This is a genomic window from Reyranella sp., assembly GCF_004297405.1.
GTDB lineage: Bacteria > Pseudomonadota > Alphaproteobacteria > Reyranellales > Reyranellaceae > Reyranella.
Map to the genome: position 1 here is coordinate 55296 of NZ_SCVC01000034.1, position 13660 is coordinate 68955.

General features: G+C 64.0%; 16 protein-coding genes. 8 read left to right on the forward strand and 8 right to left on the reverse strand.

The genetic code is table 11. The annotated features are described in order from the left end of the window. Positions 1-2 precede the first annotated feature (2 nt). Positions 3-554 carry a GNAT family N-acetyltransferase gene (locus tag EPO50_RS22670; RefSeq protein WP_296347746.1) on the reverse strand — a complete coding sequence of 184 codons (552 nt, stop codon included), beginning with the start codon at positions 552-554 and terminating at the stop codon, positions 3-5. A 43-nt stretch (positions 555-597) separates the two neighbouring features. Further along, on the reverse strand, positions 598-1236 hold the full coding sequence (locus EPO50_RS22675) for an outer membrane lipoprotein carrier protein LolA (RefSeq protein WP_296347748.1): 639 nt from the start codon (positions 1234-1236) through the stop codon (positions 598-600). Positions 1237-1353: 117 nt separating this feature from the next. On the opposite strand from EPO50_RS22675, the gene EPO50_RS22680 reads away from it, so the two are divergent. Beyond that, positions 1354-2472: an LLM class flavin-dependent oxidoreductase gene (locus tag EPO50_RS22680; protein ID WP_296347752.1), complete on the forward strand. Its 1119-nt coding sequence runs from the start codon at positions 1354-1356 to the stop codon at positions 2470-2472. Between the two features lie 9 nt (positions 2473-2481). On the opposite strand, the gene EPO50_RS22685 is transcribed toward EPO50_RS22680, so the two are convergent. The 4 genes from EPO50_RS22685 to EPO50_RS22700 form a co-directional block, all read right to left on the reverse strand. Next, positions 2482-3522, reverse strand: coding sequence for a nucleotidyltransferase family protein (locus EPO50_RS22685; protein WP_296347754.1), 1041 nt, complete (start codon positions 3520-3522; stop codon positions 2482-2484). Between the two features lie 146 nt (positions 3523-3668). Beyond that, positions 3669-3950, reverse strand: coding sequence for a PqqD family protein (locus EPO50_RS22690; RefSeq protein WP_296347755.1), 282 nt, complete (start codon positions 3948-3950; stop codon positions 3669-3671). Between the two features lie 9 nt (positions 3951-3959). Next, positions 3960-5759 (reverse strand): asparagine synthase-related protein, encoded by a 1800-nt coding sequence (locus tag EPO50_RS22695; protein WP_296347756.1) that lies wholly within the window; start codon positions 5757-5759, stop codon positions 3960-3962. 11 nt (positions 5760-5770) lie between these two features. Further along, positions 5771-6184, reverse strand: a complete 414-nt coding sequence (locus tag EPO50_RS22700) for a lasso peptide biosynthesis B2 protein (protein ID WP_296347781.1) — start codon at positions 6182-6184, stop codon at positions 5771-5773. Positions 6185-6227: 43 nt separating this feature from the next. Between EPO50_RS22700 and EPO50_RS22705 the strand changes: the two genes are divergently transcribed. Together EPO50_RS22705 and EPO50_RS22710 are read left to right on the forward strand one after the other, a co-directional pair. Further along, positions 6228-7001 carry a hypothetical protein gene (locus EPO50_RS22705; RefSeq protein WP_296347758.1) on the forward strand — a complete coding sequence of 258 codons (774 nt, stop codon included), beginning with the start codon at positions 6228-6230 and terminating at the stop codon, positions 6999-7001. Next, positions 6998-7456 carry a hypothetical protein gene (locus EPO50_RS22710; protein ID WP_296347760.1) on the forward strand — a complete coding sequence of 153 codons (459 nt, stop codon included), beginning with the start codon at positions 6998-7000 and terminating at the stop codon, positions 7454-7456. The genes EPO50_RS22705 and EPO50_RS22710 overlap by 4 nt, the downstream gene beginning before the upstream one ends. On the opposite strand, the gene EPO50_RS22715 is transcribed toward EPO50_RS22710, so the two are convergent. After that, a complete protein-coding gene (locus tag EPO50_RS22715; RefSeq protein WP_296347762.1) occupies positions 7443-8012 on the reverse strand; it encodes a 2OG-Fe(II) oxygenase in 570 nt (189 codons plus the stop codon). The two genes, EPO50_RS22710 and EPO50_RS22715, sit on opposite strands and share 14 nt — an antisense overlap. Further along, positions 8009-9007 (reverse strand): hypothetical protein, encoded by a 999-nt coding sequence (locus tag EPO50_RS22720; RefSeq protein WP_296347764.1) that lies wholly within the window; start codon positions 9005-9007, stop codon positions 8009-8011. Before EPO50_RS22720 ends, EPO50_RS22715 begins: the two co-directional genes overlap by 4 nt. Before the next feature lie 30 nt (positions 9008-9037). Between EPO50_RS22720 and EPO50_RS22725 the strand changes: the two genes are divergently transcribed. From EPO50_RS22725 to EPO50_RS22745, 5 genes are all read left to right on the forward strand, one after another. Next, complete coding sequence (locus EPO50_RS22725; RefSeq protein ID WP_296347765.1) at positions 9038-9829, forward strand: phytanoyl-CoA dioxygenase family protein; 792 nt, start codon at positions 9038-9040, stop codon at positions 9827-9829. 109 nt (positions 9830-9938) lie between these two features. Then, on the forward strand, positions 9939-11087 hold the full coding sequence (locus tag EPO50_RS22730) for a patatin-like phospholipase family protein (RefSeq protein WP_296347769.1): 1149 nt from the start codon (positions 9939-9941) through the stop codon (positions 11085-11087). Between the two features lie 21 nt (positions 11088-11108). Beyond that, positions 11109-11864: an acetoacetate decarboxylase gene (locus tag EPO50_RS22735; protein WP_296347772.1), complete on the forward strand. Its 756-nt coding sequence runs from the start codon at positions 11109-11111 to the stop codon at positions 11862-11864. A 41-nt stretch (positions 11865-11905) separates the two neighbouring features. Continuing rightward, complete coding sequence (locus tag EPO50_RS22740; protein WP_296347774.1) at positions 11906-12688, forward strand: 3-hydroxybutyrate dehydrogenase; 783 nt, start codon at positions 11906-11908, stop codon at positions 12686-12688. A gap of 127 nt (positions 12689-12815) precedes the next feature. After that, positions 12816-13660, forward strand: an 845-nt coding sequence (locus tag EPO50_RS22745) for an OmpA family protein (RefSeq protein ID WP_296347776.1), incomplete at its 3' end; no start/stop codon positions are given.

A 13660-nucleotide genomic window follows, 5' to 3' on the forward strand; every position in this document is an offset into this window, starting at 1 on the left:
CATCAGCTCCGCTGAGAGACGTTGAGGTCGTCTGGTGCCGCGGTATCGCCGGTACCCAGCGCACGCTGCATGAGGACGCTATCGAGCCAGCGGCCGAACTTGAAGCCGATGCTCTTGAAGGTGCCGACCATCTCGAAGCCGCAGGATTCGTGGAGCTTGATCGAGGCGACATGTTGCGAATCGCCAATGATCGCGACCATCTGGCGGCGGCCGGCCTGAGCGCAGAGGTCGATCAATGGCGGCAACAACGCTCTGCCGACGCCCTGCCCCACCGCTTTTTCGTCGATATAGATCGAGTTCTCGACCGAGTAGCGATAGGCCGGGCGCGGGCGATAGGTGCCGGCATAGGCATAGCCCAGGAGCCGGCCTTCCTTTTCCGCCACGATGTAGGGCAGGCCGAGGTCGAGGACGGCGACGCGGCGCCTCTTCATCTCCGCCAGATCGGGCGCCGTTTCCTCGAAGGAGGCCGTGCCATGCAGCACATGATGTCCGTAGATTTCCGCGCACCGCGCCACGTCGGCCTCGGTCGAGGCCCGCACGATCAGTCCGTTCACGTCTTGCCGTCCCCACGCCTTGTCCAGCGCAGGTTATAACGCCTCAGCGACCGCCGCGACGAATAATGCTGGCGTCAGGGCCATCGAACTTGAAGAGCGAATCGGCAAGCTGCACGCCGGTCTGCAGGCCGTTCAGCGAAACGTCGACCCGTTGGCCGCGATTGTCGATGATCGTCCAGCCGCGCAGTACCATCGGATTTTCGGCGAGCCGCACGATCACCTTGCCCTCCTGCGGCTTGCGGGCCTGGCTCAGCGTGAGCTGCAGCATGCCATCGGCGCGTTCGACCTTTTCGACGGTGAGGTCGCCGCCTTGCAGCACCATGGGTTCCTTCACCAGGAACGAAGCGGCGGTCCAGCCGATCGGCCACTGGCCGAAATCGCGGTTGGCGATGTCCCACATGGTGACCTGGCTGCCGTCGGCCACGATCTTGAGCTGCGAGGGCGGATCGTATTCGAAGCGCATACGGCCTGGCCGTCGCACCGAAAGCGTCCCCTGCACCACGGTGCCGCCAGGATTGGATTGCACGAACCGTGCTTGCATGGTCCGCAGGTTGTTGAAGTACCGCTCGACGGCGGCCACGTCCGGGTTGGCCGTCTGCGCAGAGGCGAAGGAGCCGGAGAAACCTGCAGCCGTGGCAGCGCCAAGGCCCACCAGAAATGTACGCCGGGAACGGATGTTCATGGGCGGGATATGACGGTCGAATACGGCGGAATCAAGCATTCGAGGGGGCTTTCCAATCATGTGAACGGCCGTTTACCATAGTGAAAACCAACGAGAGGAAACGCTGTGCATACCGGAATGGCTGCCGTCTTCCAGAATACCGGCCGAGCGCTCACCGACCGGCAAATCTACCTGAACGAACTGGCGCTGGCCGACATGGCGGAGCCGCTGGGTTTCGACTCGATCTGGTCGGTCGAACACCATTTCACCGACTACACGATGTGCCCCGACGTGGTGCAGTTCCTCTCCTACATGGCCGGCCGCACCAAGACTGTCCGGCTCGGCTCCATGGTGGTGGTGTTGCCCTGGCACGATCCCATGCGCGCGGCCGAACAGATTTCCATGCTCGACCATCTCTCTGGCGGCCGCATGATCCTGGGTCTCGGCCGCGGCGCCGGTAAGGTCGAGTTCGACGGCTTCCGCCTCGACATGGGCGACAGCCGCGAGCTCTTCGTCGAGTACGGCGAGGCGCTGCTGAAGGGCCTCGAGACCGGCGTGATGGAATATCAGGGCAAGCACTACAAGCAGCCCCCGGTCGAGATCCGCCCTGCCCCCTTCAAGAGCTTTCGCGGCCGCACCTATGCCGCCGCCGTGAGTCCGGAAAGCGCGCGCATCATGGCGCGGCTCGGCGTCGGCCTCCTCATCATCCCGCAGAAACCGTGGCGCGAGGTCGAGAAGGAACTCACCGAGTACAATCAGCTCTATCGCGAGATCAACGGCACCGACGCACCGCAGCCGATTTCGGCAGGCTGGACCTTCGTCGACGAAAGCGCGGAACGGGCACGCGAGATGGCCGTGAAGTATATCGGGGGCTACTATCGCACCGTGCTCGACCATTATCAGTTCGCCGGTGCGCACATGAAGAACCAGCGCGGCTACGAGTACTACGCCAAGATGAACGAGAAGCTCGCCGTCTACGGCGACCAGAAAGCGATCGAGTTCTTCGCCGACCTGCAGGTCTACGGCACCCCCGAACAGGTCTACGAGAAGATCATGGCGATCCACAAACAGACCCGGAACTGCGGCTATGTCGGCGTCTTCTCCTATGCCGGCATGCCACACGAGGAGGCAGCGCGAAACATGACCATGTTCGCCAGGACCGTGATGCCGGAGCTGAAGAAGTTCGATGCCGGCGCGCCGATTGACCGTTCGACGATGCTGCCGGATCTCCGCTTCGCCGCAGCCGCCGCGGAGTAAGGCACCGGCTCAGAAACGGCTTGCGATGGCGTGCGCAGCCAAGCGGAAAGGCCGCGTGATGCGATAGAGCGGCCATAGCGACGCCGGCAGCGGCATGGCGCGGTAGTCGCTGGCAGTGGGCGTCAACGCCAGTTTGACGCTCGCGGCGATCCTGTCCCAGCGCCGGTCGCAGACGTCGATATCGGCGAGGTTGCGCACCGCTGTCGGGCCACGCTCACCGTGCCGTAGCTCATCGATCAACGCCGAAGCCAGCATATCGACGCGAGCACTGCGGCCGAGTGGTAGCGCCAATGCCTGCGGCACGGCGACACCCAGCAAGCGTTCAGCCAGTGCGCACGCCAATAGCACGTTGTCACCGCAACCCTGCGCCTGGGCGCGGGCATGGATCGAAGCCCAGTCGAGATCGCTTCGGCGTTCGACCAGCACGGCGAAATCGACAACCCACCCGAGGCTGCGCCAACGCTCCTTGGTGCCGTGACCGGCCAGCAGCAGCGCGAGGTCGGTGCCAGTGATGGCGGGAATATGCCGGTGGCCGACCTTCACCATCTCGAGTGCGCCCCAGATATCGGCGGGCGACAGCGGGAATGGCAGATGGCTACCCGTAAAATCCCAATGGAGGTCGATTGTAGCCTGATCGGGATGGGTGAAGGCGAGCTGCCGTTGGTAGCCTTGAAAGGCGTGTCGGAAGCGCCGGTCGCTGTGATCGTTGACGTAGCCCAGCGCCTCGACGACGTCCTCGGCCTCGTTGAGCGCTTCGGCTGGCACAATGAGGTCGACATCGGTGTATTCCCGCGCCGACAGATCGCCATAGAGGATGATCGCCAGGGTCACGCCCTTGAACGCGGCAAAGCGAAGGCCGCGAGCGGCGAGCGCGTCGGCGATCCGCCCCAGTTGCTCGGCAGTCCCGAGCGACACGGCGCTATGAAGCTGCTGGAAACTTTCCAGAGACGACCGTGCGGCCGGCGGCACGCGCACCCAGCCGAGCTCAGCCAAGGACCGGATGAGCTGGGGCTGCAGCGAATGTTCCTGCGCGGCCTGCAGGAGGTCCATAAAGTCTACGCCATCGTCGAGAAGCTGCCGCGCGCGGTCGAGTTCGGGCCTTGGTCTCACCAATGTGCAAAGGAGATCGAAGGCGGCATCTCCGAGTCGACTGTTGCGCAAGGTCTGTTCCTCGCCGGCGGTGATGCGCGCCGTGATCAGGCCCGAACCGTTTCGATCAGGCCGGCTTCGGACAGACTATCGAGAAATCCCATGACGTCGCGCTGGCAGACATCCGGCGGCACGTCGAAATTTGCCAGAACGTCGTCGCAAATCTCAGCGACCGAACGCGGCTCCTCCAACCTGTCCCAGACGTAAGCGCCGACACCCTGCAACCCGAAGTAAAGCGCGCGCTCGACATTCAGCACTGCAACTTCCTCGTTGAGGACGCATGACACCTGGGCGGCCGACTTCTTCACCATGGTGGACAGGTCCAGCATAGGCACTCTCTACCGGCCCCTCCAGGCACCGGCAATAGGCGCCGTTCCGCTCTGCTGCGTCAGCCAATGGTCGAGTGCAAAGACATTGATCAGCCGCTCGAACGCAGGCCCCGACGGAACCTCACGGGGTAAAGCGCGCGTATCGACGTAGCAGGCAAGCTGTGAGGGATTCGACAGAGTCGGCAGGCCATGGGTGGCAACCAGATCGGCGAGCGGCGCCCCGGCCAGAGGAGTCTTGCGGCGAGCCAGTACCGCGTCGGGCAACCTGCCGCGCATGGCTTCACGCATCAGGAGCTTTTCCCGGGCCCACGGCACTGGCGGCACGGAAAGCAGGAAACCGATCACGCGCAGGTCGAGGTAGGGATGCCGCCAGACCATCGGCGCCAAGGTCTCATCACTGTCGAAGCTGTCGAACAAGGCCGGCCAGATGGGATCGGCAAAAGATGCGACGGCCTGAGGATGCCAGGGATGCGACGAACCGCCGGAGTTCCCAAGCCGGCCAAGGCGCGCGCCCTGGTCAAGACGTTCTGCCAATCCGCGATCGAGCCAACCTGGCAAGTCCGGCCCGACCGGCGAGGATTCACCCTGCCCGGTATAGCGCCGGACTGTTTGGCCCCAGCCGCCGACCCCTTTGGCCTTGAGATAGAGCAGCGCCGCCTGGCCGAGCCGCAGCCATTCGCCGCGCCGAGCCAACCACGAGAAATAGGCGCCACGTTCGAAGGCCAGCGCATTGTCCGGCCCTTCGCCGAAAAACCATATCGGCGCTCGCCGCGCCTGCTCGAGAGCCATCAGCCGATCGGGGTGGCGGGCGACGATGTTGGGTGAAGGTTCGGCACCGCCTCGCTGGCTGCGCCAGTCGGGATCGTAGATGAAATCGTCGATCGCCTTGATGTGAAGCTCGATCCCGAGCCGCTTGGCCGCGAGCGTGGCAAAGGACGCTTCGTCGTCCGGCATCAGCCGCTCGAAATGGGTGCATTCGGCGACGACACGCGAGGGATCGCCGGTGGCAGCGGTGGTGCAGGCGGCAAGCGTGGTCGAATCGATGCCGCCACTCATGGAGATCCCGACCCTGCCGCCCGGCAAGCGATCGGCGACCGCATGCGACATCAATTCGAGGAACCGCTCGGTATAGGCCCGCCCGCTCCCGAGATGGAGCGGCTCGCCGATCTCAAGATGCCAATAGCGACGCGTCGTAACGGCACCATCGGCAACGTCCAGCAAATGAGCCGGCGCGAGCCGCCTTACTTGGCGATAGACGGTCCGCTCGACATCGAGGCTGAAGCCTGCCGTCAGGAAATCGGCGATCCATTGTTCGTCGTGGTCGCAGTCGATGAACCCAGTCGTCAATGGCGTCGTGACGATCCAGTCGAGTGAATCGCCGACGACAAGCACACCACCTTTTTGAGCATGAAAGAGGGTCCGCACGCCTAGATGGTCGCGCGCAGCCAGCAGCCGGCGGCGCTCGCCGTCCCACAGCACGAAGGCGAAGTCGCCGGCCAGATGCTCGACGCAGCGATCGCCCCAGGCGGCATAGGCCTGCAGGCAAAGCGCCCCGTCGGTCAGGGACGACGCCGGCTCCACGCGGCGGTCTGCCAGCCGGGCCGCGAGGTCACGGCGCGCATCGAGCCGAATACGGCCGGCGATCCAGTATTTACCCTGCAAGCTGGCGCAGCCACGCCATTCGCCGTCGAAGGTTTCGCTCGAATGGATGAAGACAAGCTGCGGCGCACCCGTCGGACTTTCAACAGTCAGGCCCGCACGCGACAGCGCTTGGCGATCAACGGGCCGGCCTGACGTATCGTAGATCACTGCAAACAAGATCAGCCCGGATTGGAGGGCCAGGCGACGAGCTGTGTGAACTCCTCGTGCTGCTCCGCGCCGATCACGATCTCACCGCGGTGCATGAGCCAGGCATGAGCAGCGAAGGACGGGCCCTGGCGGGCGACGCCGATATGCAGTTCGGAGACGTGGCCGTGCTGCGAGAGAAGACGCTGCAGGGCCAGCGCCGACGCAAGGCAGCTCGTGCCAGGCAACCGCCGGGCGGCGATCCGGGCAGCCCAAGCGAGCCGGCCAGCGGGGACATTGCCCGTTCCCGGTTGCTGCGCCCAGGTCTTCAACGGCTCGATAGATTGCAGACGCAGACCGGCGCGCACCCTAACGATCGTCGCCAGGGCTCCAAGCAACAGCCTGCGGTCGGAACCGGGCAGAGCGAGGAATGTCGCGACAGCCCCCATCACGCCGTATCATAGCATCCCGAAACGTCATGATGTACCGGCAATGAGAATCGACTGCGGCGGCTTCGCCGACATGGGTGCACCCCCCGACCTGTTGGCGCAGACCGAGCCGGTCCAGCGCGCTTACGATCATCTCGTGAAAGATGGCTACATCGTCCTCGATCGGGTGTTGCCGCCCCCGACACTCGCCGCTCTCGCTACGGCATTTGCCGCCCGGCAGAACATGCTCGACGAACGCTTCAAGGTCGGCAGCCAGCGCTACGCCCCGCCGGTCGAGCTCTCCGGCGCCTTCGCCGATCCGCTGGTCTATGCCAATCCGGCGATCGCCGCGATCGTGCGCGTGGCGCTCGACCGCAGCGCGATCCTCCGGGGCTTCGGCGCGGAAGTCGCCCTCCCCGGCGCAGCCCCCCAGCATATCGATCGCGAGGGTCGGCCGTTGTTCGACCCGAACCTCTCGCCGCTTCTGCCGGCGCACGCGCTGACCTGTCTCCTGCCCTTGGACCAGCCCCATAGTATCGCCGTGTGGTCGGGCAGCCATCGCTGGAAGACGCGCAACGAAGATGCGGTCCCGCAACCACTCGAGATCGCCGTGGGGAGTGCGGTGATCCTCGACTCCCGGCTGCTGAGCAGCGCGACGGCCAATCGATCGGACCAGCCCCGGACGGTGCTGCACGCGGCCTATGCCCGGCGTTGGTTTCGCGACACCAGCCATGGCTTGCGCCTGGCCGGCACGCGCCTGGTCATCGGCGACGACTTCCTGGCGGGTGTGGCCGAGGTCGATCGCGGCCTGTTCGCCCATATCAAGAAGCTGACATGAAGAAGCTGATCATCCTCGACGATGTCTTCGATGACGGGACGGTCGCCGCCATTGCCGGCTTCGACTATGGCGAAGGCGAGCAATGGTACGAGCGCGGCGCCAACCCGGTACACGAGAAGATCCTCGATCTCTGCGCCCTGCACTTCGATCTCAGCGCCATCGTCGGCTACGAAATGTGGCGCAACGACACCAATCCCGGCTGGCATGTCGACAAGGACGAGCGGCTGTTCGGGGAGCGCAAGGAATATCTCTTCCCCCAGTGCAGCGCGGTCTATTACGCCCATGTCGGCGACGTGAGCGGCGGCGAATTCTTCACCGACGACGTGCGCTACTTCCCCAAGACGAACCGGCTGGTGATGTTTTCGCCCGGCATATTCCACGGCGTCGCCGCCTATACCGGCCGGCGCTTTGCCGTCAGCTTCAATCCGTGGAACCAGAAGGTCAGGAGCCCGTGAACTTGAAGGCGACCGATAGGCGCGCGGTAAAGCAACTGCGCGCCGGCACGCCACCGCGATGCACGATGTTGCCCTCGAATACGGCCAGCCGGCCCGGCTTCGGCGCCAGGGCATGCCAGGGCTCGCCATTTAGCGCATAGAAGATCGTCTCGCCCTGCCAGTCGTCCTGCCATTCGGGGTTGGCGTAGTAGATCGCCGTCACACCGGGATTGGTATCGATATGCGCATGCTGATGATCGCCGAACAGATGGGCGTTGGCGTGAACACGATCCAGGACCAACGTGCTGCCGGCGAAGAGCTCCGTCGTCTTCGCCACGACCATGTCGTGCCAGACCTGCAGCAGTGGATTGGCCGCGAAAAACACTGGCGGAAACTCGCTCTTCCAGTGGCGGATGCGCTCCGTTGCCTCGGTATCGTAGTCGGAGAGGCTGAAGGACTGCCGCAGCAGGATCACATGCAGGGCGCGCACGAAGTCGGGCTTGAACAGCCCGTCGACCACGAACAGGCGCCGCCCGCCCACAGGGCGCGCTTCGACGAAAGGAGAATGGGCACTCACGATGCCCGCACGATACTGCGGATTTCATCGGCCACGCGACCGAGCAGCTCATAGTCACGAGGATAGGCGAGCGCATGAACGGGCAAGGTCTGAGCGACCCGTTCGGCGAAGCGGAGCTGCCGGGCCAGGCGCTGAGGTGTGTGGTCGCGAATGTTCATGGCCGAAGAGGTCAGTACGCGCATCAGCTCGAGCCCACCGAGGCGCGCCGCGCTCACGGCATTGGCCGCTGGCGCCTCGTCAGTCGGGTCGCCCAGCCAGAAGAGTGCGGCGAGCGGCAGCGGCGTGCGGCGGGAGCCGACGGCATCGTCGGGCTGGACCATGAGCTTGCCGCTCAGGGCGTTGAAGTAACCGGCCGCGATCGAGCCGGGCAACAGGCGCTGCGCCGCCTCGTCGAGCAGCTTGAGGCGATTGGGCCCGTAGTGCGCGTGACCACGACCATCGGCGAATGTGAGCCGCAGCATGTCGTCAGTGACCAGCCGCGCGCCCTGACCGATCAGGAAGGCCGCGAGCGTCGACTTGCCCGCACCGCTCGGACCCAGCAATGCGACAGCACCACCTTCGAGCGCGAGCACGGTAGCGTGCAATGGCTCCTCGCCTTGCTGGGTGAGCGCCGTGCTCAGCACGAAGTTCAGCAGATTGGCTTCGAACGAACCCTGGTCGGCCTCGGCCAGGCGGGCGCAATCGACCGAGCGGCCGTCGGCGGCGACAATCGCCTCGAAGATGCCCTTGATCTTCATGTAGACCGAGCCATCACCCAGGGCGGCATGCCGTATCCAGTCCTCGGAATCGATCTCGAGGCCCTCGACGCGCGGCTGGAGATACTCGGACGGCACCAGCCTCAGCCGGATCGCTGTCTCGGCCCCCACGTCCGGCGTCTCTCCGACGGAAGCGAGCGGAAAATCACTTTCGAGGGCGAGGCCATAGACCAGACGCCGGTGCGAGCCCCCTCCGGGCAAAGTGCGGCGTTGCTGAGAAGACTTGGCAACTGCGTTCAATTACGTCTCTTATCGCGAGGCACGAAATCCATGATCCGAATAGATTGCACGCAGATATCCCGGAAGCCTTCGGGCGAGGACCTGACCGACAGCGAACCGGTCCGGCAGGCCTATGATTGCCTCGTCAAGAACGGCTACGCAATCCTCGATCATGTCTTGCCCGAGCCGTTGGTCGCCGCGTTGAAGCGCGCGTTCGAAGCGCGTTACGCCGCCTATTTCAGCGACGACCCCAGCGAGGAGAAGCTGACGATCGGCGACCGGCGCGCGCTGCTGGCGCTCCACATGGCCGACGGTTTCGGGGATCCATTGGTCTATGCCAATCCGGCAGTCGTGGCGCTGGCGCGGCTGGCGCTGGGCCGTGACGCCATCCTCGAAAGCTATGGCGCAGTGCTGTCGCTGCCGGGTGCAGCGCGCCAGCATGTCCATCGCGACGGGCCGCCTTTGTTCGACTCGGCAATCTCGCCGCTCCTGCCGGCGCATGCGATGACCGTCGCGCTGCCGATGGTCGAGATGAACGACCTGCACGGCACGACCACTCTTTGGCCCGGCAGCCATCGTTGGCCAAAACCGGACGAAACGGCACCTTCGATCTCGCCGGTCGTTCCCGTCGGCTCCTGCATGTTGTGGGATTTCCGGCTCTATCACTGCGGCACGCCCAACCAGTCCGCTCACCGCCGGCCTTTCGTCTACGCGACCTATGCGCGGCGCTGGTATCAGGATCCGATCAACTTCGAGCAGGGCACTCACGAGCGCCTGGCCTTTGATGGCGATTTCCTCGGCGGTGTGCCGGAGGATGCCCGGAGCCTGTTCGCGCATCTCTGACTCATTGTGTGGGTACTGTGAAGCGGCGAGATGGCCCATCCGTGCTGGCCCGCTGCGTGCTAGACAGGCATCGTCCGGCAGGTGGTTAAGTGCGAGGGAAATACGCGACATGACGATCAAACCACGGTCGACCCGCCCCCCGTTCGAACGAACCGCCCTGCTGCTGCAGGGTGGCGGTGCGCTGGGCTCCTATCAGGCAGGCGTTTACCAGGCCCTCGCGGAAGCCAATCTTCACCCCGACTGGGTCGCCGGCATCTCCATCGGCGCCATCAACTCTGCGTTGATTATCGGCAATGCGCCGGAACAACGGGTCGAGAAGCTGCGAGCCTTCTGGGAGCAGGTCAGTCGGCCGCCCCTCGGCATTCCCTATTTCGAGAAGCACCAGATCAAGAGCGATCTCCAGCATCAACTGATCAACCAGTGGCGGTCGTGGGGCACACTGATGTGGGGTGCGCCCGGCTTCTTCCAGCCGCGCTTTCCGCCACCCCTGGCGTTGCCTGCCGGCAATCCCGGCAACCTCGCCTATTACGACGTCTCGCCGCTGCGCAGCCTGCTCGAGAGTCTGATCGACTTCGATCGCATCAACGCCAAGCAACAGCGCTTCAGCGTCGGCGCGGTCAACGTCAAAACCGGCAACTTCATCTACTTCGACAATCAGACCCACCAGATCGGCCCGCAGCACATCATGGCGAGCGGTGCGTTGCCGCCCGGTTTCCCCGCCATCGAGGTCGATGGCGAATTCTATTGGGATGGCGGCATCGTCTCCAACACGCCGCTGCAATGGGTGCTCGATGCGATGCCGCGGCAGGACACGCTGGCCTTCCAGGTCGACCTGTGGAGCGCGCGGGGCGAGCTGCCACGCGACATGATCGAGGTCGATGTCCGCCAGAAGGACATCCGCTACTCCAGCCGCACCCGCGCCGGTACCGACCAGTTCCGTCAAATGCAGGCGCTGCGGCGCGCTGCCGCCAAGCTGCTGGATTCCGTGCAACCCGAACTCCGACAGACGGCGGAGGCCGAGCTGCTGGCGCAGGCGGCCGACGACAAGGTCTACAACATCATTCACCTGATCTATCACGCCCGCAAATACGAGGGCGCCTCGAAGGACTATGAGTTCTCGCGCCGCACGATGGAGGAGCATTGGTCCTCTGGTTACCAAGACATGGTGCGCACGCTCGAGCACCCCGAGGTGTTGCAACGTCCCCGTAGCCCGGACGGCGTATTCACCTTCGATCTGGCCATACAGGGCCGCGAATAGGACGAGCAGGAGACGATCGCGATGAAACTGGCCGATGTCCGCAAGAACGCCTTTGCGATGCCCCTCAACAACCCGGCTTATCCGCGCGGGCCTTACAAGTTCTACAATCGAGAATTCGTCGTCATAAGCTATCGCACCGACCCCGAGGTGCTGCGCGCCCTGGTGCCCGAGCCGCTCGAGGTCGCGGGCGACACGGTGAATTACGAGTTCATCCGCATGCCGGATTCGACGGGCTTCGGCGACTATACCGAGACCGGACAGGTGATCCCGGTCCGCTTCAAGGACAAGAGGGGCGAGGTCCAGGAAGGCGGCTACGTGCACGCCATGTATCTCGACGACAATTCGCCGATCGCCGGCGGTCGCGAGATCTGGGGCTTCCCCAAGAAGCTCGCAACGCCGCGCGTCACGCACGAGAGCGAGACCCTGGTCTGCACCCTGCACTACGGCTCGGTGCTCTGCGTCAATGCCACCATGGGCTACAAGCACCGCGAGATCGACCACGCGCCGCTGCTGAAGAGCCTGGCCAAGCCGAACTTCATGATCAAGATCGTGCCACACGTGGACTGCACGCCGCGCATCTGCGAGCTGGTGCGCTACTACACCGAGAACGTGACGCTGAAAGGCGCCTGGTCGGGTCCGGCGGCGCTACAGCTCTTCGATCACGCGATGTGCGACGTCTCGCGCCTGCCGGTGCGCGAAGTCCTGTCGGCCAGCCATTTCGTCACTGACCTCACGCTCGGCCTCGGCGAGGTCGTGTACGACTATCTCAAGGACTGACTGCCGGGAGACGCGGCGTTTTAACGGAAGGAGTTTCTGCCATGTCACGTTTCAAAGGACGAATCGCCATCGTCACCGGCGCCGCTTCGGGCATCGGCAAGGAGATCGCGCTGCGCATCGCCGCCGAAGGCGGCGTACCGGTGATTGCCGACCTCAACCTCGATGCGGCTAATGCGACCGCCAAGGCAATCGCCGCCAAGGGCGGTGACGCTTTTGCCGTCGCCATGAATGTCACGGACGAGGAGCAGGTCGAGAAGGGTGTCGCCGACACCGTTGCCAAATACGGCAAGATCGACATCCTGGTGAGCAACGCCGGCATCCAGATCGTGAAGCCGATCGTCGACTTCCCGTTCGCCGACTGGAAGAAGCTGCTGGCGATTCATCTCGACGGCGCGTTTCTCACCACCAAGGCCTGCCTCAAGCACATGTACAAGGCGAAGTACGGTCGCGTCGTCTACATGGGCTCCGTGCATTCCAAGGAAGCTTCCAAGCTCAAGGCTCCTTATGTCACTGCCAAGCACGGCCTCATCGGACTCGCCAAGGTGCTTGCGAAGGAAGGCGCGGAGTACAACGTATCGGCCAACGTCGTGTGCCCGGGCTTCGTGCGCACACCACTGGTCGACAAGCAGATCCCCGAACAAGCCAAGGAACTGAACATCACCGAAGAGCAGGTGATCAAGAACGTCATGCTGAAGGATACGGTCGACGGACAATTCACCACGACGGATGAAGTTGCCGACGCCGTGCTTTTCTTCGCAGCGGCGTCCAGCACAGCATTTACAGGCCAATCTGCAGTCGTCAGCCACGGTTGGTTCATGCAGTAAACCTGCGAGACTGTTGCGTTCTAGCCACGGTGATGGAGGAGTTCGGCCTCCATTGCCCAAGCGGCGGCAACTTCGCCTCATTTGCCCTCGTAGATGGGATGCGTCTCATCAACGAGGGTACCGCCACATGAAAAAGACTCTTCTCGCCGCAGCAGTTTCCCTGCTCGCTCTGCCAGTGGCTGCGAATGCGCAATCCCTGTTCTCACCGGGCCAAGCCAATCCCGGTATCTACATCGGCGCCCAAGGTGGCCTGAACTGGCTGCTGAATAACAACAGCTACCAGATGAACACCGGCTGGGCTGCTGGCGGTATCGTCGGTTACGACTTCGTCGGTCCCAGGATCGAGTTGGAAGGCACGTACCGTTCGAACAACGGCACCGGCAATGTCGCCTTCCCGACGGGCTACGCCAATGTCTACGGCAAGGTCGACCAGCTCTCGATCATGGCCAATCTGCTCTATGACTTCATGCCGGGTGCCACGATCACGCCGTATGTCGGTGCGGGTGCCGGTATCGCCTTCGTCGACTCGACGATCCAGGGCTGCGGTCTCTGCTCCACGCAGTTCGCCTATCAGGGTATCATCGGTATCGGCTGGAACGTCACCGAGAGCCTGCGCGTCAACCTCGACGGCCGCTACTACGGCACGACGAGCCCGAACGCCTATAACAACAACAACATCACCGCGATGTTGGGCGTGACCTACAAGTTCGGCCAGCCGGCGGCTGCGCCGGTTGCTCCGCCGCCGGCCGCCGCTCCGGTCGCCCCGCCGTCGTTCATGGTGTTCTTCGACTGGGACCGCTCGAACCTCAGCGAGCAGGCACTCGGCACGATCCGTCAGGCTGCCCAGTCCTACAAGACCAAGGGCAACGCGCGGATCACGGCGACGGGCCACACCGATACGTCGGGCTCGGAGCAGTACAACATGGCGCTGTCGCTGCGCCGTGCGAACGCTGTGAAGGACGCTCTGGTGCG